Below are 18,983 nucleotides of genomic sequence, written 5' to 3'. Positions count from 1 at the left end.
CCAAGTCAACTCAGCCCCCGGGAAAATTCTTGGTCTTTGATGCCGAGCGGTTTGCAGTGTCGCGCCGGCATGACTATCCTCTGGCCAACCCGTCGCATTCCGCGCCGGAAAACGCTGGGGCCGCGAAGGGCCGAATATGTTTCTCAAGACCCTTTCCGGGCGCTTCCTCATCCTGACCGCGCTCTTCGTCATGTTGGCGGAGATCCTGATCTTCGTCCCCTCGGTTGCGCGTTTCCGCGAGGATTACATCCGTTCGCGTCTGGAACGTGCTCAGATCGCGTCGCTGTCGCTTCTGGCGGCGGGCGACATGATCGACGAGAAGGTCGAGGGTGAGCTTCTGGCCAATGCCGAGGTCTATAACGTTGTCCTGAGGCGTGACGAGGCGCGCCAGCTCGTCCTCTCCTCGCCGATCCGCCAAACGATCGAGGCGACCTATGACATGCGCGATCCCTCCGCCTGGGAGCTAATCCGCGATGCCATCCACTGCCTGCTTGAGCCGGACAACCGGGTGATGCGGGTCATTGGCGATCCGGTGAAGCAGGCGGGGATGCTGATCGAGGTGACGATGGATACCGCGCCCCTGCGTGCGGCGATGATCGACTATGGCGTGCGGATCCTCGGCCTGTCGGCGGTGATCTCTGTCCTGACCGCTGGGCTTCTGTTTCTGGCGGTTGGGCGGCTTCTGGTGGCGCCGATCCGACGCGTGGTCAGCCATATGTCCTCCTACGCGGAGGCGCCCGAGGATGCGCGGCGTGTCATCGAACCGCAATCGGATGTGGTCGAGCTGCGCGAGGCGGAGGAGGCGCTGCAGGGCCTGCAAAAGCAACTCACCTCGGCTCTGCGGCAGAAGGAACGGCTCGCGCAGCTTGGCGGCGCCGTGGCGCGGATCAGCCATGACTTGCGCAATATTCTGACGACGGCGCAACTGATGAGCGACCGGATCGAGATGAGCAAGGATCCCACGGTTGCCCGCGCCGCGCCGAAGCTGATCGCGGCGATCGGGCGGGCGGTGTCGCTCTGCGAATCGACGCTGGCTTTCGGCAAGGCCGAAGAGCCGCCGCCGACGCTTGCGCGCTTCATGCTGTCGGGGCTGGTCGAGGAGATTGTCGAGGGCGAGCGGATCGCGGGCAATGGGCTTGTCGATTATGTCACCGACATCGCACCGGCGCTGACCATGCGGGCGGATCGCGAGCAGCTCTACCGGGTTTTGTCGAACTTGACCCGCAATGCCCGTCAGGCGATCGAGGCGACGGGCCAGCCCGGCACGATCGAGATCGGCGCGGGCGAGGAGGAGGGCGGCTGGTGGATCCGTGTGGGCGATACTGGCCCCGGCCTGCCGCAGAAGACCCGCGAGCATCTCTTTGAGCCGTTCCATGCGGGCAACCGTAAGGGCGGCACCGGTCTCGGCCTTGCCATCGCGGCGGAACTGATCAGGGGCCATGGCGGGCGGCTTGAACTTGTGCGGTCGGACGAGAACGGCACGGAATTCATGGCGCACCTGCCACGCGAACTAAGCTTTTCCGATCCGCAATAGGCATTGGAGCGGGCGCGGCAGGGGCATTCAGCGCTTCTTCTTTTTCTTCTTCGGCTTTTCGGAAGGGTCCGCGAGTGCATTGACCCGTTTTGCAAAGCCGCCCGCGTCGAGCGTGGCGAGTCCCGCCATGGCCGCTGAGGCCGTCGACAAAGTGTCGTGCAGCGCGGCGAGGCGGCTATCGGGCGTGGTGGCTTCTGCCTGCATCAGTCGGTCGAGGAGCGGCAGCATCAGGGTGCGCTGCCGGTGCGCGGCCAGGAGGCGCAGAAGCTCCCACGGGTCGGCAGGGGCGGTGAAATACTCCTTCCGGTCGCCGGGCGTGCGGGCGGTGCTGACTAGGCCCGCGCTGCGCAGGTCCTTCAGAGCGGTGGAGACATTGGAGCGGGCAAGGCCAAGGCTCGCTACCAGATCGTCGGCGCAGGGCGGCTGCGCTGCGCGCCAGATCGCGGCGAAACATTGCCCCGCCGGGCGAGAGAGGCCGAAGGCATCGGCAATGTCGGCGAAAAGAAGGGCGAGCGTCCGGTCTGTCTCTGGCATGGCAACAAGATCACCGTTCGCGCGTCCGGGCGCAACGGCTTCTTTCAAAATGCGATCTCGTGCGCCCGTGGGCGCACGAGATCAAGCCATCTCTCGGCGCGGGGGCATGGCCCCGGCACCTCGGGTTTGGGGGCGCGCTGATCCCGCGCCGGCCGCGGGTCAGAGAATGACGCGCGCTTCGGCCATGCCCGGGGCAACATCCTCGCAGCGGAAAGTCGCGCCGTTCAGCGGTTCGACCGCCAGGACCTCCGGCGGCAGGCCCTGCCGGGCTGTGGTGGTGAAAAGGGTCTTCAGGTCATCGCCGCCAAAGGCGGGACAGGAGGAATGGCGTCCGCCGACCGCAACCGCCCGCAGGAACCGGCCGTCCGGCCCGTAGGACGCGACCCGCGAGCCGCCCCATTCCGCCAGCCAGAAGATGCCGTCGGTATCAAAGACGGCGCCGTCGGGATTGGTCATGCCGCCTGCGCGTGCACGAAGGAAAGGTTCCGGCTCGCCCTTTGGCCAGCCATGAAGCGGATCGAGCGCCGTGCGCCACACCATGCCGCGCGCCGTATCTGCGAAAGTCGCGAATTGCCGGTCCGGGGTGAAGGCGATGGCGTTCGAGATGGTGATCTTCGGGAAGAGTAGCCGCAATTCGCCCCGGTAATAGCGCCAGATCGACCCGGCCTCGGGCTCCGCCTGCTTGCCCATCGTGCCGATCCAGAAGCCGCCCCAGGGATCGGCGCGGCCGTCGTTCGAGCGGGTCACGGGATTGTCGGCCTCCAGTGCCGTCACGCGGTCGCGCGCGCCGCTTTCGATATCGAAGACCCAAAGGCCGGTCTCGGACGCCATCAGAAGGCGGTCGCCGTCGATCCAGCCCGCCGCCGAGCACATCTCCGGCAGGCGCCAGTCCAGCGGGCCGCTCGCATCGCGCGACAGAAGCCGCCGCCCGGTAATGTCGAACCAGAAAAGCTGGCCCCGCACGGGATGCCACAGCGGCCCCTCGCCGAGGGCACAGGGCCGGTTATCAAAGATTTCGCTCATCTCTCTCCCCGGATGGTGGCCTTTGCGGCGCCTTTGTCCGGAAAGATATAGCGCTAACGCTCTACCCGCCAGAGGCGAGACAGCTGATGATCGTTGAGGCAAGCCCGCGCAGGAGCTGGCCGTAAAGCTCAGCACCGGGCGCAAGCGAAAGCCCTTCGGGATCGAGGACCGCGCCGATCCTGATGCCGCTATCCGCAGCGATCTGCTCGACAGGCGCCGGGTCGTGACCGGCTTCGGGAAAGATGCAGCCGTCGGAGGCGGCGCGCGCAATCTCGGTCACCTCGCTCAGATGATGCGCACCGGGGCTTGCGGCATCGCCTTCGGAGAGGCTGGCCGCGATGGTCAGGCCAAAGGCAGCGGCGAAATAGCCATAGGCATCATGGCCCGTGATCAGTGACCTGCCGCGCGCCGCACTGAGTGTTGTCTGGACCTCTTCTTCCAGAGCCGTCAGGCGCGCCATTGCATCAGCCGCATTCCTTTCATAGTCGGCGGCATGGGAAGGGTCCGCCGCACTCAGCCGGTCGCGGATCGCCGCAATCCAGGCGCGGGCATTCGCCGGATCGAGCCAGGCGTGCGGATCGATGCCTTCGTGATCATGATCATCGTCGTCCCCGGTGTCGTCGCCGTCGTGATGGTCTCCCGGCGCACCGGCTGCTTCCCCTGCAAAGTGGCGCAATTCGGTGCCCGGCGTGGTCAGGAGCGCCAGCGGTGCTTCGGCGCGCGCAGTGGAAAGTGCCCGGTCGAGCCATGGAGTCATTTCCGGCCCGATCCAGAAGATGAGGTCGGCTGAGGCGAGGGCACGCGCCTCGGATGGGCGGAGCTGATAATCGTGCGGGTCGGCACCTTTGGCGACAAGCAGTACCGGTTCACCGGTTTCACCCATCACCTGCGCCACCAGCGACTGGACGGGCGCGATGTCGGTCACGACCAAAGGCGCATCGGCGAGAAGGGGAGAGGCAGCGGAAAGGGCAATAACGGCGATGGCAAGGCGGGTGTCGGTGAGGCGCATTTTAAGTCCTGTTGTGCTCGGCAGGGTGATATCATATGTTATAATGTAACAGTCAAGATAAATGTGATAGTATAACATGATTGGACCCGCGGATATCGAGGCGTCAACCCAGCCAGCTACTGACGCGGGGTTGGCATTCCGCAGGCACGACCACAGCAATTGTTGTGGTGGGCTGATCGCGCGCGCCGATGAGCTTGCTGCGGAACGCGGGCTGAAGCTGACGCCGGTCCGGCGGCGGGCTTTGGAGATCTTGCTTGAGGAGCACCGGGCGCTTGGCGCCTATGAGGTACTGGAACGGCTGGCGGGCGAGGGGTTCGGCAACAAGCCGCCAGTCGCCTACCGGGCACTCGACTTCCTTGTCGAAAACGGCATGGCGCACCGGATCGCACGGTTGAATGCATTCATGGCCTGCATGCATCCGGGCGATGACCATACGCCGATGGTGATGATCTGCCGCGCCTGTCGGTCCGTGGCCGAGGCGCCTGCGGAGCCTGTGGCAGCGGCCGTCGCAGAGTCTGCAGCGTCGGCAGGTTTCGCGGTCGAGGGGACGGTGGTCGAGGCGCTGGGCCTCTGTTCGGCCTGCCGGGCGCGGGGGGAGGTCTGAGATGCTGATCGCGGCGCGGGGCCTTTCGGTACGGCACGGCGAATTGCCGGTTCTAAGCGATGTGACGCTTGCGGTCTCGAAGGGCGAGATCGTGACGATCATCGGGCCGAACGGCTCGGGAAAGTCCACCTTGATCCGGGCGCTGATCGGCCTCGCGCCCGCCTCTTCTGGGTCGGTCGAGCGTAGGGCGGGGCTCAGGATCGGCTACGTCCCGCAGCGGCTGAAGGTCGAAGCCGGCCTACCACTGACCGTCCGCCGCTTCCTGTCGCTGCCGCGCCGGGTGACTGACGCCGCGGCGGAGGCAGCGCTTGCGCGCACCGGGGCCGACGGCCTTGGTCCGCGCCAGCTGCTGGCGCTGTCGGGGGGGCAGTTCCAGCGGGTGTTGCTGGCACGGGCGCTTCTGTCGGCGCCGGAAATCCTCATCCTGGACGAGCCGACCCAAGGGCTGGACCAGCCGGGCATCGCCGCCTTCTACCGGCTTCTGGAGGAGCTCCGGCAGGAGACCGGGGTGGCGGTGCTGCTGGTCAGCCACGATCTGAATGTGGTGATGCGGGCCTCGGATCGGGTGATCTGCCTCAATGGCCATGTCTGCTGCGAAGGCGCCCCCGAGGCCGTATCTGCCGCGCCCGCCTACAGGGCGCTCTTCGGTTTTGATCAGGACGGGGTTCTGGCGCTGTACCGCCACCATCACGACCATGATCACGATCATGGCGAGGACGGTCACGATCACCATCATCACCACGCACATGACCCTGGCCACAGTGATCGGTCCGCAACCCAAGCGTCGGAGCAGGTGGATGTTTGACGAATTCCTTCTGCGCGCGCTTCTCGCCGGGCTTGGTCTCACGCTGGCGACGGGCCCGCTTGGCTCTTTCGTGGTCTGGCGGCGGATGGCCTATTTCGGCGATGCCACATCGCATGCTGCGATCCTCGGGGTGGCGCTTTCCTTTGCCTTCCATCTGCCGCTCTATCTGGGCATTCTTGCCGTCGCGCTATCGGTTGCGCTGACAGTCGCGAGCCTCAGCGGGCGCGGCCATCAAGCCGACACGCTCCTGGGTGTGATGGCCCATTCCGCACTGGCTCTGGGCCTTGTCTCTGTTTCCTTCCTGCCGTCGGTAAGGGTCGATCTTTCGGCCTATCTCTTCGGCGACATCCTTACGGTCGGCTGGAGTGACGTGGTCTGGGTCTGGGCCGGAAGCGGTGCGGTGCTGGGGCTCCTTCTGTGGCGCTGGAACGGGCTGGTGACGGCCACGGTGAACGAGGAACTGGCCCAGGCCTCGGGCGTCAATCCGGGCCGCGAACGGCTGGCTCTGACGCTGGCGCTGGGGCTCACCGTGGCGCTGTCGATCAAGATCGTGGGGGCGCTTCTGATCGCCGCAATGCTGATCATTCCGCCCGCAGCCGCCCGCGCCTTCGCCGCGACGCCGGAGCGGATGGCGGTCCTCGCGACGCTGAGCGGTGCCTTCGCGGTCATTGCGGGCCTCGGCGCTTCGCTGCGCTTCGACACGCCGGCCGGACCGTCGGTGGTGGTCGCGGCCTTCTGCCTTTTCCTTCTTTCCGCCCTGCGGCGGAGCCGTGTCTGAGCACGCCGCTCATCGCAGCCTTCGGCGCTCTTCGCTCTGGCGCTCTCGCGACGAGCGGCCGGCGGCCGACGAGGAGCATCGCCCTTTACTGTCCGTAGCGTCGCCCGTTATCTGAGCACAGGTCCCGGCGGAGCTATCATGATCAATCACCTCTATGACGCGCTTTTCGGCCCGCATCTGGGGCGCGACACGTCGTTCCTGATCCTGCCGGATGGGCGCAGCATCTCCCATGCCGCCTTTCTTGCGCGTGCCGCGCAGATGGCGGGCGCCCTGCGGGTGGCGGGCCTCAGGCCCGGCGACCGGGTGGCGCTTCAGCTGGAGAAGAGTGCCGAGATGCTTGCGGTGATCGCTGGCGCCATTCAGGCAGGCGTGATCTTCCTGCCGCTCAATACCGCCTATACGCCGGCCGAACTGTCCTATTTCATCACCGACGCGGAGGCCCGGCTCCTGCTCGCCGATCCGTCACGCATGGGGGCACTGGCGGAAATGGCTTCGGCCGCAGGGGTGCCGCTCATGTCGCTTGGCAGCGACGGCACCGGCGATTTCGGCATGCTGGCTGCGACTCAGCCTGAGCGTTCTGCAACAGAGCCGCGCGCCGCAAGCGATCTCGCCGCTTTCCTCTATACGTCGGGTACCACGGGTCGGTCCAAGGGCGCGATGCTCAGTCATGGCAACCTTCTGTCCAATGCCGAAGTGCTTGCGCGGGAATGGCGGTTCACGCGCGCGGATGTCCTTCTGCATGCCCTGCCGATCTTCCACACGCACGGGCTCTTCGTGGCCACGAACGTGGCCCTCATCGCCGGGGCGCCGATGATCTTTCAGCCGAAGTTCGACGCGGACGAGGTGATCCGCCTCCTGCCGCAGGCGACCGCGATGATGGGGGTGCCGACCTTCTACACCCGCCTTCTCGCCGACCCTCGCCTTGACCGGGCACTGACCGCGCATATGCGCCTCTTCATCTCGGGTTCCGCACCGCTTCTGGCCGAGACGCACCGGGATTGGGAAGCGCGGACCGGGCACCGGGTGCTGGAACGTTACGGGATGACCGAGACCAACATGAATACATCGAACCCCTATGAGGGCGATCGAAGGGCAGGCACTGTTGGGATAGCGCTGCCCGGAGTGGAGGTGAAGGTCTGCGACACCACCGGAGCCGAACTGCCGCGCGGCGAGGTTGGCGTGATCGAGGTAAGGGGCCCGAACGTCTTTCAGGGCTATTGGCGGATGCCGGAAAAGACCCGCGAGGAATTGCGCGACGACGGGTTCTTCATCACCGGCGATCTCGGCACCATGAGCGCGGATGGCTATGTTACCATCGTCGGTCGGGCGAAGGATCTGGTGATCTCGGGCGGCTTCAATGTCTATCCCAAGGAGGTGGAGGAACTGATCGACGCGCTGCCAGGGGTGTTGGAAAGCGCGGTCATCGGCGTGCCGCATCCCGATTTCGGCGAGGCGGTGGTGGCGGTCGTTGTTAGCGAGGCGCAGGAAGGTGCGACGGTCGAGGCGATCCGCACAGCGCTTCAGGGACAGCTGGCGAAGTTCAAGCAGCCCAAGCATATCGAGATGCGCGCGGAATTGCCCCGCAACACGATGGGCAAGGTTCAGAAGGCTTTGCTGCGCGCCGAACTGAAGGACCTTTTCAGCGTTTGAGCGCGCGCGCCAGCGCCGCGCAGAAACCGGCGATCCGCTCCGGCGTCGCATCCGCAAATCCCGCGACGAGACCGCTCTGGCCGGGTCCGATGCAGAAGGCCGAAAGAGCTGCCGGCGCGAATCCAGCCCCAAGAACGGCGGCATGGGCAGCGGCTTCGGACCCGGCTGGCAGGCGGATGGTCAGCTGGACGCCGCCGGACGGATCGGCGGCCTCCACCCCCGGAATCGCCCGGAGCGCGCGGGCGAACGCCCGCCCTCGCTCGCCGTAGGTCGCGGCGATGCGGAAGAGATGGGCGCGGTAGCGCCCGTCCTCGATCAGCGCCGCGAGCGCCGCCTGCGCATGCACATTGGCGGCAAGACCCAGGCTGCGCTGGGCGGCGGCAAGCGCCGCAGCGAGGCCGGGCGGTGCGACGATCCAACCGAGCCTGAGCCCCGGCGTGAGCGCCTTGGCGGCGGTGCCAATGGTGACGATCCGCTCGGGCGCCTCGGGCTGAAAGGCGGCGATCGGGCGGCCGTGCCATAGGAACTCGCTGTCATAATCATCCTCGACGATCACAGCGTCGTGACGGCGCGCATGGTCAAGAAATGCCGCACGGCGGGCAAGGGACAGGCGGACGCCCAGCGGATACTGGTTCGCCGGCGTCAGGTAGATGAGGCGGGCCGCCGGTGCCGGCCCGCAATCTGCGCCCTCGGCATCGACGGGCAGCGGATGGAGCTTCAGACCCGCAAGGCGGAAGGCCATCTTCGCGCCGGAATATCCGGGGTCTTCGATCAGCGCTGTGTCGCCTGGATCGCCGAGCGTCAGCGCCAGAAGCGTGAGAGAGGCCTGCGCGCCGGGGGTGACGAGAATCTGTTCCGGGGTCACCACCATGCCGCGATCTGTCGTGAGCCGACGAGCAAGCGCCTCTTGCAGGGCGGGCAGGCCGGTATAGTGACGATATCCCAGCGCCGCGCCCGCCGTGAGCCGCGCGGCCCGGCGCAGGAGGCGTGCCCAGAGATCGCGCGGAAAGAGATCGGGATCGGGCTGACCCGGCGTCATCGGGCCCGCGCGGTCTCGATCCTCCCCCGATGCGGCGATCGACCGACCGCGCTCGGACAGGCGCGGCAGGTCGTTTCGTATTGGCAGGGTGGGCGTTGGTGCGGCGCGGCCGAGGATCACCGGCGCCGCACCCCGGCGGATCGTGACCGCGCCTTCCGCTTCAAGGAGCTCATAGGCGGCGTTGACCGTGTTGCGCGCGACACCGAACACGCCCGCCGCGGCGCGGGACGAGGGGAGGCTACCGGTCAGATCGCCCGCACGGATGGCCGCCAGGAGGGCGCGATAGAGCTGGACGGTGAGCGTCTGATCGGCGCTTCGATCGAGCGGCGGGAGAGGTTTCAGAAAAAGTGGTTCCATCAAGATTGTATATAGTGGAGCTACTGGGGAACCATATGATCGCCTAGAACTGCGGGAAAGCGAAGGAGAAGATGATGGGCGATCCGCAGAATTATGCGAAAATCCGCTATGTGAAGCGCAAGGTCGAGGATGAGGCGGTCGCGCACGCAATCCTCGATCAGGGGTTGGTCGCACATGTAGGCTTCGTGGCCGAGGGGCGGCCTATGGTGATCCCGATGGCTTATGCCCGCGATGGCGACCGGATCTATATCCACGGCGCGCGCAAGACGCGGGTGATCGCGAAGACGGCGGACCTGCCGGTCTGCCTGACCGTGACCCATATCGACGGGCTGGTGGTGGCGAAGTCGGGCTTCAATTCGTCGGTCAACTACCGGTCCTGCATGGTGCATGGCACGGCACGGGCGGTGACGGACAGGGCCGAGTTCGACCGGGCGCTGTGGCTGATCACCGACCATCTGATGCCCGGGCGGAGCGGCGAGGTTCGCGCCTCGACCGCGCAGGAGGAAAAGGCGACCGGTGTGCTGGCGGTCGAGATCGAGGCGATGACGGTCAAGGTGCGGTCCGGTCCGCCCATCGACGAGCCGGAAGATCAGGCGCTGGATGTCTGGAGCGGGGTCCTGCCGATCGGGTTGGCCATCGGGCGGGGCGTGCCGGACGGGTTCACGCCGGCCGCGAAGACCGAACCTGCAAGCCTTATTGCGGCGCGGCGCAAATTCTTGGCGTGAGATTTCGTCCTGCCGCTGGCGGGCCGATCCGTGCGAGGGGGCTCTGCCCCCTAGCTCTCCCCCGGAGTATTTCGGGACAGAACGTGGCAGACATACGGTCTGTCCGAAAATGCTCCAGAGGGTATGGGGGACAGCGTCCCCCACACGTCAGCGGCCGACGCCTGCGTAGGCCCTGAAACCGGCCTTTTTCGCGTCGGCAGGCGAATAGACATTCCTGAGGTCGGCCATGCGGGCATGGGCCATACCCTTCGCGAGTCGTTTGAGGTCGAGGGCGCGGAACTCGTTCCACTCGGTGAGAATAACCACGATATCGGCGTCTTTTGCTGCCTCATAGGCATCCTCAACCCAGTCGACACCTGGCAACAGGTGCCTTCCTTCGCGCTGGCCCTGGGGATCGACGGCTCGGACCTTCGCGCCGCCGCCGACGAGGGCCGGGACGATAGTCAACGAGGGCGCGTCGCGCATGTCGTCGGTGTTGGGTTTGAAGGTGACGCCAAGGACGGCCACGGTCTTGCCGTTCACAGAGCCGTCGCAAAGGTCGAGGATCTTGGTCACCATGCGGCGCTTGATTTCCTCGTTCACCTTGATGACCGTTTCGACGATCTGCATGGGTGCGGCATATTCCTGCGCGGTCCGCGCGAGCGCCTGGGTATCTTTCGGGAAGCACGAGCCGCCATAGCCCGGCCCGGCATGCAGGAACTTGTTGCCGATCCGGCCGTCGAGGCCGATGCCTTTCGAGACCTGCTTCACATCGGCGCCAACCTTTTCGCAGAGAGTGGCGATCTCGTTTATGAAGGTGATCTTGGTGGCGAGGAAGGCGTTCGCGGCGTACTTGATCATCTCGGCAGTTTCGAGGTCGGTGTAAAGTATCGGGAAGTCGCGCAGGAAAAGGGGGCGGTAGATCTCGCCCATCACCTGTTTCGCGCGGTCCGAGGTGACGCCCACGACGACGCGGTCGGGGCGCATGAAATCGTCGATGGCCGCGCCTTCGCGCAGGAATTCGGGGTTCGAAGCGACGTCGAATTCGGCATGGGGCGCGGCCTTGCGGATCACCTCGGCCACCTTGCTGTTGGTGCCGACCGGGACGGTCGATTTGGTGACGACGACGGCGTGGCCGGTGAGTGCGCGGGCGATCTCCTCGGCGGCGGCAAAGACATAGGTGAGGTCGGCATGGCCGTCGCCTCGGCGGGTCGGCGTGCCCACGGCGATGAAGACCGCCTCGGCGCCGGCGACCGCAGTGGCGAGGTCGCCGGTGAATGAGAGGCGGCCGGCAGCGACGTTCTTGGCCATCAGGGCTTCAAGCCCCGGCTCGTAAATCGGCACTTGGCCCGCCTTCAGCATCTCGACCTTGCGGGGGTCCTTGTCGACGCAGATGACTTCATGCCCGAAGTCGGAAAAGCAGACCCCTGACACAAGCCCGACGTACCCTGTGCCGATCATCGCGATCTTCATCAGCAAACCTCATCAATTCAATGCGTCCGACATGCCGCCCCGGGCGGGCGAGTGTCAACGGGTGAGCGATCGGCGCGCGGCTGGCGAGAGCGATTGTTTGCCTGAAGGGAACAGTCGCGGCGCCGCCCGCGATACTTGCCTCGCCTCAGAACCGCGCGGGCGAGAGGGCGGCGAGGCGAGCGTCACCGGTGTTTGCGGTGAGGCAGCGTTCCACGAGTTCTGCGGTGACGGGGGCGAGGGTCAGGCCGATATGGCCGTGGCCGTAGGCATGAATCACCCGGTTGCCCGCCCGGCTCGGGCCGACGACGGGCAGCGAGTCGGGCATCGAGGGGCGGAAGCCCATCCAGGTGCGTGACGGCGCGGGCAGATCGGGGAAGATGCTGCGCGCGCCCTCTTCGAGCTTTGCGAGGCGGTGGGGCGAGGGCGGGGCGGTCAGGCCACCCAGTTCGACGGTTCCGGCCACGCGCAGGCGGCCCTGCATCGGGCACAGGTAGAAGCCACGTGCGGTCGGGCAGGTGGGGCGGGTCAGGCGCGGCGCGGTCATGTCCCATTCGAGGTGATAGCCGCGTTCGGTGTCGAGCGGCACGCGGTCGTCTGCCTGGCGGGCAAGGGCGCGGGAATGGGCGCCGGCGGCGAGGATGACATGGCGGGCGAGGACGTCGAGGCCATCGCCCTGAAGGCGCATTGCGGTGCCCGCATCGGAGAGGCCGGTGACCTTGGTGCGGCGGAAGGTGGCGCCGGCCGCCTCGGCGGCGCGGGCGAGGCGGGTGACCATTTGGCCGGGATCGGTCATGAAGCGCGCGTTCGGGAAGAAGGCCGCGCCGCCTTCGGTGACCGGTAGGGTCGGTTCGAGGGATTGCAGCTCGGCGGCGTCGATCAGTTCGACGGTGACGCCAAGGCTTTGGCGGAAGGAAATGTCGGCCTTGGCCGCCCGATATGCGGCATCGGTTTGGTACCAGTAAAGACAACCCCGGTCCTGCAACAGGTCCGCGCCACCGATCTCGGTCGCCAGCGCCTGCCAGCGCGGGGTCGCATCCGCAAGTAGCCCCGCGAGGACCATCGCGTTGCGGCGCGCGGCCCCGGGCAGGGATTGGCGGGCGAAGCGCAGGAGCCACGGGGCCAGAGACGGCAATGCGGCGCGGCGGATCGCAAGGGGCGAATTGCGGTCGAAGAGGAGTGAGGGGAGGTTTTTCAGGACGTCGGGCGTACCGACGGGCTGCGCGGCATAATCGGCGATGGTGCCGGCGTTTCCGTAGGAGGCGCCAGAGCCGGGCTCGTTGGGGTCGAACACCAGAACCTCGCGGCCCGCCAGCGCCAGCCGGTGGGCGATGGCAAGGCCGATGACGCCTGCGCCGATCACGGCAATCTCGGTGGTCTCGCTCATCCGGCCTCCATGCGGAGGGGCGCTGCCCCTCTTTGGCCTCCGGCCAAATTCACCCCGGGATATTTGGACCACTGTGAAAGCCCGATCGCTTCAATGTGGTGGAATATCCCAGGGGGGTGCGGGGGGCCGGCAGCCCCCCACCTGCTTCAGAGGCAGGCCTCGAACAGCGCCCTTGTGTTGCGCTTGGTCATCTTCACCGGATTGCCGCCGCAGGACGGATCTTCCAGCGCCATCTTGGTCAGCATGTCGAGGTCGGGGTTCGTCACGCCGAGCTTCGTCAGGTCTTCGGGGATACCCAGTTCTGCCCGCAGGTCAATGATCCGGGCACGGAAGCCCTTCAAGCCGCCCTTGATTCCAAGATAGGCGGCGGCGGAGGCGATCCGGTCCTTGATGGCCTTGCGGTTGAAGTCGAGGACCATGGGCATGACGACGGCGTTGGTGGTGCCGTGATGGGTGTTGTAGACCGCGCCGATCGGATGGCTGAGCGAGTGGATCGCGCCCAGACCCTTCTGGAAGGCGACGGCGCCCATGGCGGCGGCGCTCATCATATGGGCGCGGGCCTCGAGGTTGCCGGGGTCGGCATAGGCCTTGGGCAGGTTCTCGAAAACCAGCCGCATACCTTCCAGCGCGATGCCCTGGGACATCGGGTGGTAGAAGGGCGAGCAGTAGGCCTCGAGGCAGTGGGCGAGCGCGTCCATGCCGGTACCCGCCGTGATGAATTTCGGCATGCCGACCGTCAGTGCGGGGTCGCAGATTGTGACTGCGGGCATGAGTTTGGGATGGAAGATGATCTTCTTCTTGTGGGTGGCCGAGTTGGTCAGAACGCCCGCGCGGCCAACTTCCGAGCCGGTTCCGGCGGTCGTCGGCACCGCGATGATCGGGGCGATCTTGTCGGCGTCGGCGCGGGTCCACCAGTCGTCGATATCCTCGAGCTTCCAGACCGACAGGCCCTTCTTCTGATCCGCCATCAGCGCGATCATCTTGCCAAGGTCGAGGGCCGAGCCGCCACCGAAGCAGATGACACCATCATGGCCACCGTCCTTGTAGACGGCGATGCCCGCTTCCATGTTGCCTTCGTTCGGGTTGGGGTCGACCTCGGAAAAGACCGCGCGGCCGAGGCCTGCGGCGTCAAGGACGTCAAGTGCTGAGGCCGTGATCGGCAGGGACGCCAGCGCCTTGTCGGTGACGAGGAGCGGCTTTTTCAGCCCGACCGACGCGCAATGTTCGGCAAGTTCCGCGATGCGGCCGACGCCGAACTTGATCGCGGTCGGGTAGGACCAGTTCCGGTTTGGTACGTTGTGGCTCATTTCTGGACCTGCTTCAGGTGATAGGATTTCGGACGGGTCACCGAGTGGAACCCGAGATAGGAGAGCGAGCCGCCGCGACCGGTGTCCTTGCAGCCGGTCCAGCATAGCGCGGGGTCGAGGTAATCGGCGCGGTTCATGAAGATCGTGCCGGTTTCGATCTGGGCGCCGATATTGGCGGCGACATCATAGTCCTGCGTCCAGATCGAGGCGGTCAGACCATAGGGGCTGTCGTTCATCAGGCGGATCGCTTCTTCGTCGCCGGAGACTTTCATGATGCCGACGACCGGGCCGAAGCTTTCTTCCATCATCACCTTCATCGAATGGTCGACGTTCACCAGAACCTGGGGCGCCAGGTACGCGCCGCCGTCATCGGCCGGGAAGAGCTTGGGGTCGATGAGCGGCTTTGCCCCGGCGGCGACCGCCTCGGCGATCTGACCGCGGACGGTGGCAGCGAAGCGCTTGTTGGCCATCGGGCCGATGGTGGTGGCCGCGTCGAACGGGTTGCCAAGCTTCAGGCCCGATGCCCAGGCAACGGCGCCCTCGACGAAGCGGTCATAGTGCCGCTCATGCACATAGATGCGTTCGATCCCGCAGCAGCACTGGCCGGCGTTGTAAAGCGCGCCGTCCATCAGCGTGTCGATGGCGGCATCGACGTTCGCATCTTCGCGGACATAGCCCGGGTCCTTGCCGCCGAGTTCAAGCCCGAGGGGCGTGAAGGTGCCCGCAGCAGCGCGTTCCATCGCCTGACCGCCGCCGACGGAACCGGTGAAGTTTACGAAGCCGAAGGAGCGTTTCTGGATGAGCATTTCGGTCGTGGCATGGTCGAGGACGACGTTCTGGAAGACGTCCTCGGGGATGCCTGCGGCATGGAAAGCCTCGGCCAGACGTTCGCCGACCAGCATGGTCTGCGAGGCATGTTTCAGGACGACCGTGTTCCCGGCGATGAGCGCGGGGACGAGCGTGTTGATCGTGGTCAGGTAGGGATAGTTCCAGGGCGCCACGATGAAGACGACACCCACGGGTTCGCGCGCGAGGTAGCGGCGGAAGGCATTCGAATCCTCGACCATCAGGGGGGCGAGGGTCTTTTCGGCGATTTCCGACATGTAGGCGGTGCGGGCATTCACGCCGCCAAACTCGCCGCCGTAGCGGGTCGGGCGGCCCATCTGCCAGGCGATTTCCTCGACGATGGGCGCCTGCATCGCGTTCAGCTTCTCGACGCCCGCATTCACCAGCGCGATGCGGTCGGCGAGCGGACGTGCGGCCCAGCCTTTCTGGGCGGCCTTGGCGCGGGCGACGGCGGCCAGGGCGGCGTCGGGGGTGAGCGGCGTGCGTTCGGCATAGACCGAGCCGTCCACGGGCGAAATGAGTTGGATGGTTTTCATTTGGGTCGTCCTTGGTAGGGCGGGCTTCAGCCCGCCATCATGCAAAGAAGGCGGGCTGAAGCCCGCCCTACAGATTAAGCGCGTTCCAGAAGCCGCTGGATTTCGAAATCGGTCACCACACGGTCGGTTTCCGAGATCTCCCACTGGGCAGCATGGTGGTAATGTTCGACCACCTCGTCGCCGAAGGCCTCGCGCAGCATGTCGGAGCCAAGAAGCAGGTCGGCCGCCTCGCGCAAGGTATGCGGGATCTCGCGGATGCCCTTGGTGTTGTACATGTCGCCCTTGAGTTCGGGCTCCAGCTCCAGCTTCTGTTCGATGCCGGCGAGGCCCGCTGCCAGGAGTGCGGCGCAGGCGAGGTAGGGGTTCACGTCCGACCCCGGGATGCGGCATTCGACGCGCACGCCCTTCGTGTGTTCGCCACAGATGCGGAAGCCGGCGGTGCGGTTGTCGGCCGACCAGACGGCCTTGGTGGGCGCGAACAGACCGATGCAGAAGCGTTTGTAGCTGTTCACGTAGGGCGCCAGGAAGGCCGTGATCTCGCGCGCATAGGTCAGTTGGCCCGCGACGTAATGCTTCATCGTGGCCGACATGCCGTGGGCATCGTCCTTGTCCATGAAGACGGGCTTGCCGTCCTTGGTCCAGAGCGACTGGTGGATGTGGCTCGACGATCCGGCCTTGCGGTGGTCGTACTTGGCCATGAAGGTCACCGACCGGCCCTTGGACCAGGCGATTTCCTTCACGCCCGCCTTCACGATCGTATGGTTGTCGGCCGTATCCAGCGCGTCGGAATAGCGGTAGTTGATCTCTTCCTGACCGGCATCGGCCTCGCCCTTGGAATTCTCGACCGGGATCCCTGCCGCATAAAGCCCGTTGCGGACGGCGCGCATCACATCTTCTTCCTTGGTGGTCTGGAAGATGTGGTAGTCCTCGTTATAGGCGCTGATCGGCTTCAGGCCGGTGAAGTTCGTGTCGCGCAGCGCCTCATAGCTGTTCTCGAACAGGTAGAATTCCAGTTCCGTCGCCATCATCGGCTCGAATCCGAGCGCGCGGGCGCGGGCGACCTGTTTCTTCAGGATGGCGCGGGGGGATTGGGCAACTTCCTCGTGCGTGTGGTGGTCAAGGAGGTCACACAGGACCATCGCCGTCGCGGGCAGCCAGGGAATGACCCTCAGCGTCGCGAGGTCGGGCTTCATCACATAGTCGCCGTAGCCCTTTTCCCAGCTCGAGGTCTTGTAGCCGGGGACGGTGTTCATCTCCATGTCGACGGCGAGGAGGTAGTTGCAGCAATGCGTCTCCTCCCAGCCGCCGTCGAGAAAGAACTGCGCGTGAAAGCGCTTGCCCATCAGGCGGCCCTGCATGTCGATGCCTGCCACCAGAACCGTATCGATCTCGCCCGCCTTGACCGCTTTCTTCAGCGCGTCAAGTGTCAGATTTCCAGCCATAGTCCGTCTCTCCCCTTCGTTGGCGAAGCCGCCTTCTGGCGCCGCTTCGTCCGAATGTATTCAGTCACCTCGAAGTCTCAGCCTTGATCAGGCGCTTCGATGACGGCCCCGCTGCAATTCGCCCATGGCGCGCCTGAGGACGGGGACCAACTTGTCGGCCATCGCCTCCTCGGCGCCGGGTGTGGCGATCAGATCGTTGCGAATTTCCAGCATCACGTTCCTCAGCCCGTAGGGGGTGGCCTGCAAGCGGAGTGTATGCGTGACCTGATCGGCAGCGGAATAGGGTTCGTTCAGTTCCACGCGCAAATCGGTCAGGGCGCGCGCAGCCTCGACGGTCGCCAAGGCAAGCGCGGGGTCGGCATCATGGATGACGCCGAATTCAACCGCGCGCGCCTTGCCGAAATAGACAGGCGTGAAAGAATGGATCGTCACGATGACCGGCGGGCGCCCCGCCGCGATTCGCGCGGCGATCTCGGCATGAAGCCGGGCGTGGAAGGGTAGGTAGATCGCTTGCGTTCGCCGCAGCCTTTCGGCGTCATCGACTGACGCATTGCCGGGGATGTCGAATATCTCGCTTTTCGTGGGCATCGCACCGGTCGCGTCCGGTGGGCGGTTCAGATCATAGATCAGCCGCGAGACCGTCGCGCGCACCAGTGTCGCGTTCAGCCGCGCCGACAGGCCGCGCGCGATACCCAATGCACCCGAGTCCCAGGCGATATGGGCGCGCCGGTCCGCCTCGCTGAGGCCCAGCGTACCGAATTCTTCTGGGAAATGGTTCGACGCATGTTCGCAGACGATCAGCACATCGCTGTCGCCACCGGGGTTCTCGACAGCGACCGGCGTGTCAAATCTGTTGTGCGAAACACTCATGTTCGGCAGAAGTCCCCCGGGTCTTGGCCGCCACGGTCATATGTCGGCGCGAGACTGTCAATATGTTTCCCGGCAGAAATTTTCTGTTACGATCTTTTCTAAGTCATATGCGGAAGGGCAGCGGACGGATGAAGCAGACGATCGAGCAGCAGATCAAGGCGGCCTTCGACGAACTGACCCGGGCCGAGCGGCAGCTGGCCAGCCACATCATGCGCAATTATCCGGTGGCGGTGCTCGGCTCGATCACCACGCTTGCCAAGGCGGCAGAGGTCTCGACGCCGACGGTGGTGCGACTCACCCAGAAGCTGGGCTTCAAGGGCTATCCCGACTTTCAGGTGACGGTGCGCGCCGAGGTCGAGGAACGGCTGATCTCACCCTTGATGAAACACGACCGCTGGGCGGGCGGCGTGCCGCAGACCCATATGCTCAACCGCTTCGCCGATGCGGTGGTCGCGAACCTTCAGGCGACGCTTGCGCAGATCGATCAGGCGGAGTTCGATGCGATCGCGGGCCTGATGGCTGATCCGGGTCGTCGCATCTTTGCGATGGGTGGGCGGATCACCCATGCTTTGGCCGACTATTTCGTCACCCATATGAAGGTCATCCGCCGCGACGTGAGCCTGATTTCCGACCGCGCCAATGCTTGGCTTCCCGCGATCATCGACATGGCGCCGGGCGATGTGCTGCTGGCGTTGGACATCAGGCGCTATGAAAACAATGTGCTGCAGCTTGTCGAAGCGGCGGCTGCGCAGGGGGCGGAGGTCGTTCTTATCACCGATCAATGGGTCTCGCCCGCCGCCGCCCATGCCCGCCATCGCCTCTCGGCCCATGTCGAGGCGCCGTCGGCCTGGGATTCGACCGTGGCGATCCAGCTTCTGCTGGAAACCCTTCTGGCCGCGACCGAGAATCTGACCTGGGACGAGACGCAAGCCAGGATGCGGCGGCTCGAAGAGCTTTATTCGCGCTCGCGGTTCTTTCGGCGCGGCAAGTAGCGGGGGGGGGGGGGGGGGGGGGGGGGGGGGGGGGGGGGGGGGGGGGGGGGCGCGGGGGGGGGGGGGGGGGGGGCGGGGGGCGGCGCCGCGGCGGGG

17 protein-coding genes are annotated in these 18,983 nt (G+C 65.8%); 7 read left to right on the top strand and 10 right to left on the bottom strand.

All coding sequences use genetic code 11. The annotated features are described in order from the left end of the window. The first annotated feature begins 136 nt into the window (after window positions 1-136). Entirely contained in the window at window positions 137-1,534 is a 1,398-nt protein-coding gene (locus OU426_RS11240) for a sensor histidine kinase (protein WP_267634085.1), read from the top strand. Window positions 1,535-1,561: 27 nt separating this feature from the next. Here OU426_RS11240 and OU426_RS11235 read toward each other — a convergent pair whose 3' ends face one another. The 3 genes from OU426_RS11235 to OU426_RS11225 form a co-directional block, all read right to left on the bottom strand. Then, on the bottom strand, window positions 1,562-2,068 hold the full coding sequence (locus OU426_RS11235; protein ID WP_267634084.1) for a GbsR/MarR family transcriptional regulator: 507 nt from the start codon (window positions 2,066-2,068) through the stop codon (window positions 1,562-1,564). Window positions 2,069-2,227: 159 nt separating this feature from the next. Continuing rightward, a complete protein-coding gene (locus OU426_RS11230) occupies window positions 2,228-3,091 on the bottom strand; it encodes an SMP-30/gluconolactonase/LRE family protein (protein ID WP_267634083.1) in 864 nt (287 codons plus the stop codon). A gap of 61 nt (window positions 3,092-3,152) precedes the next feature. After that, window positions 3,153-4,100: a zinc ABC transporter substrate-binding protein gene (locus OU426_RS11225; protein ID WP_267634082.1), complete on the bottom strand. Its 948-nt coding sequence runs from the start codon at window positions 4,098-4,100 to the stop codon at window positions 3,153-3,155. Between the two features lie 76 nt (window positions 4,101-4,176). Here OU426_RS11225 and OU426_RS11220 point away from each other — a divergent pair, with 76 nt between their 5' ends. The 4 genes from OU426_RS11220 (at window position 4,177) to OU426_RS11205 (ending at window position 7,937) form a co-directional block, all read left to right on the top strand. Continuing rightward, window positions 4,177-4,704 (top strand): Fur family transcriptional regulator, encoded by a 528-nt coding sequence (locus OU426_RS11220; protein WP_267634081.1) that lies wholly within the window; start codon window positions 4,177-4,179, stop codon window positions 4,702-4,704. Window position 4,705: 1 nt separating this feature from the next. Further along, entirely contained in the window at window positions 4,706-5,509 is an 804-nt protein-coding gene (locus OU426_RS11215; RefSeq protein WP_267634080.1) for a metal ABC transporter ATP-binding protein, read from the top strand. After that, window positions 5,502-6,287 carry an iron chelate uptake ABC transporter family permease subunit gene (locus OU426_RS11210; protein WP_267634079.1) on the top strand — a complete coding sequence of 262 codons (786 nt, stop codon included), beginning with the start codon at window positions 5,502-5,504 and terminating at the stop codon, window positions 6,285-6,287. Before OU426_RS11215 ends, OU426_RS11210 begins: the two co-directional genes overlap by 8 nt. Before the next feature lie 138 nt (window positions 6,288-6,425). Next, a complete protein-coding gene (locus tag OU426_RS11205) occupies window positions 6,426-7,937 on the top strand; it encodes a malonate--CoA ligase (protein ID WP_267634078.1) in 1,512 nt (503 codons plus the stop codon). On the opposite strand, the gene OU426_RS11200 is transcribed toward OU426_RS11205, so the two are convergent. After that, window positions 7,927-9,333 carry an aminotransferase-like domain-containing protein gene (locus OU426_RS11200; protein WP_267634077.1) on the bottom strand — a complete coding sequence of 469 codons (1,407 nt, stop codon included), beginning with the start codon at window positions 9,331-9,333 and terminating at the stop codon, window positions 7,927-7,929. The genes OU426_RS11205 and OU426_RS11200 overlap by 11 nt on opposite strands. 74 nt (window positions 9,334-9,407) lie before the next feature. On the opposite strand from OU426_RS11200, the gene OU426_RS11195 reads away from it, so the two are divergent. Further along, window positions 9,408-10,058 (top strand): pyridoxamine 5'-phosphate oxidase family protein, encoded by a 651-nt coding sequence (locus OU426_RS11195; RefSeq protein WP_267634076.1) that lies wholly within the window; start codon window positions 9,408-9,410, stop codon window positions 10,056-10,058. A 147-nt stretch (window positions 10,059-10,205) separates the two neighbouring features. Here the strand turns inward: OU426_RS11195 and OU426_RS11190 are convergent, their stop codons facing one another. The 6 genes from OU426_RS11190 to OU426_RS11165 form a co-directional block, all read right to left on the bottom strand. Further along, entirely contained in the window at window positions 10,206-11,510 is a 1,305-nt protein-coding gene (locus tag OU426_RS11190) for a UDP-glucose dehydrogenase family protein (RefSeq protein WP_267634075.1), read from the bottom strand. 145 nt (window positions 11,511-11,655) lie between these two features. Continuing rightward, window positions 11,656-12,894: an NAD(P)/FAD-dependent oxidoreductase gene (locus tag OU426_RS11185; protein WP_267634074.1), complete on the bottom strand. Its 1,239-nt coding sequence runs from the start codon at window positions 12,892-12,894 to the stop codon at window positions 11,656-11,658. A gap of 146 nt (window positions 12,895-13,040) precedes the next feature. Then, window positions 13,041-14,201 carry an iron-containing alcohol dehydrogenase gene (locus OU426_RS11180; protein ID WP_267634073.1) on the bottom strand — a complete coding sequence of 387 codons (1,161 nt, stop codon included), beginning with the start codon at window positions 14,199-14,201 and terminating at the stop codon, window positions 13,041-13,043. After that, window positions 14,198-15,583, bottom strand: a complete 1,386-nt coding sequence (locus tag OU426_RS11175; protein ID WP_267634072.1) for an aldehyde dehydrogenase family protein — start codon at window positions 15,581-15,583, stop codon at window positions 14,198-14,200. Before OU426_RS11175 ends, OU426_RS11180 begins: the two co-directional genes overlap by 4 nt. A 74-nt stretch (window positions 15,584-15,657) precedes the next feature. Next, window positions 15,658-17,025 carry a glutamine synthetase family protein gene (locus OU426_RS11170; RefSeq protein ID WP_267634071.1) on the bottom strand — a complete coding sequence of 456 codons (1,368 nt, stop codon included), beginning with the start codon at window positions 17,023-17,025 and terminating at the stop codon, window positions 15,658-15,660. Window positions 17,026-17,112: 87 nt separating this feature from the next. After that, window positions 17,113-17,895 (bottom strand): N-formylglutamate amidohydrolase, encoded by a 783-nt coding sequence (locus OU426_RS11165; RefSeq protein ID WP_267634070.1) that lies wholly within the window; start codon window positions 17,893-17,895, stop codon window positions 17,113-17,115. Between the two features lie 128 nt (window positions 17,896-18,023). Here OU426_RS11165 and OU426_RS11160 point away from each other — a divergent pair, with 128 nt between their 5' ends. After that, window positions 18,024-18,887 (top strand): MurR/RpiR family transcriptional regulator, encoded by an 864-nt coding sequence (locus tag OU426_RS11160; protein WP_267634069.1) that lies wholly within the window; start codon window positions 18,024-18,026, stop codon window positions 18,885-18,887. Window positions 18,888-18,983: the final 96 nt, after the last annotated feature.

It is taken from the genome of Frigidibacter sp. RF13 (assembly GCF_026626305.1).
In the GTDB taxonomy this organism is placed as follows: Bacteria; Pseudomonadota; Alphaproteobacteria; order Rhodobacterales; family Rhodobacteraceae; genus TMP-24.
Note: the sequence above shows the minus strand (reverse complement) of the source record. Positions and strands in the feature narration are given on the sequence as shown.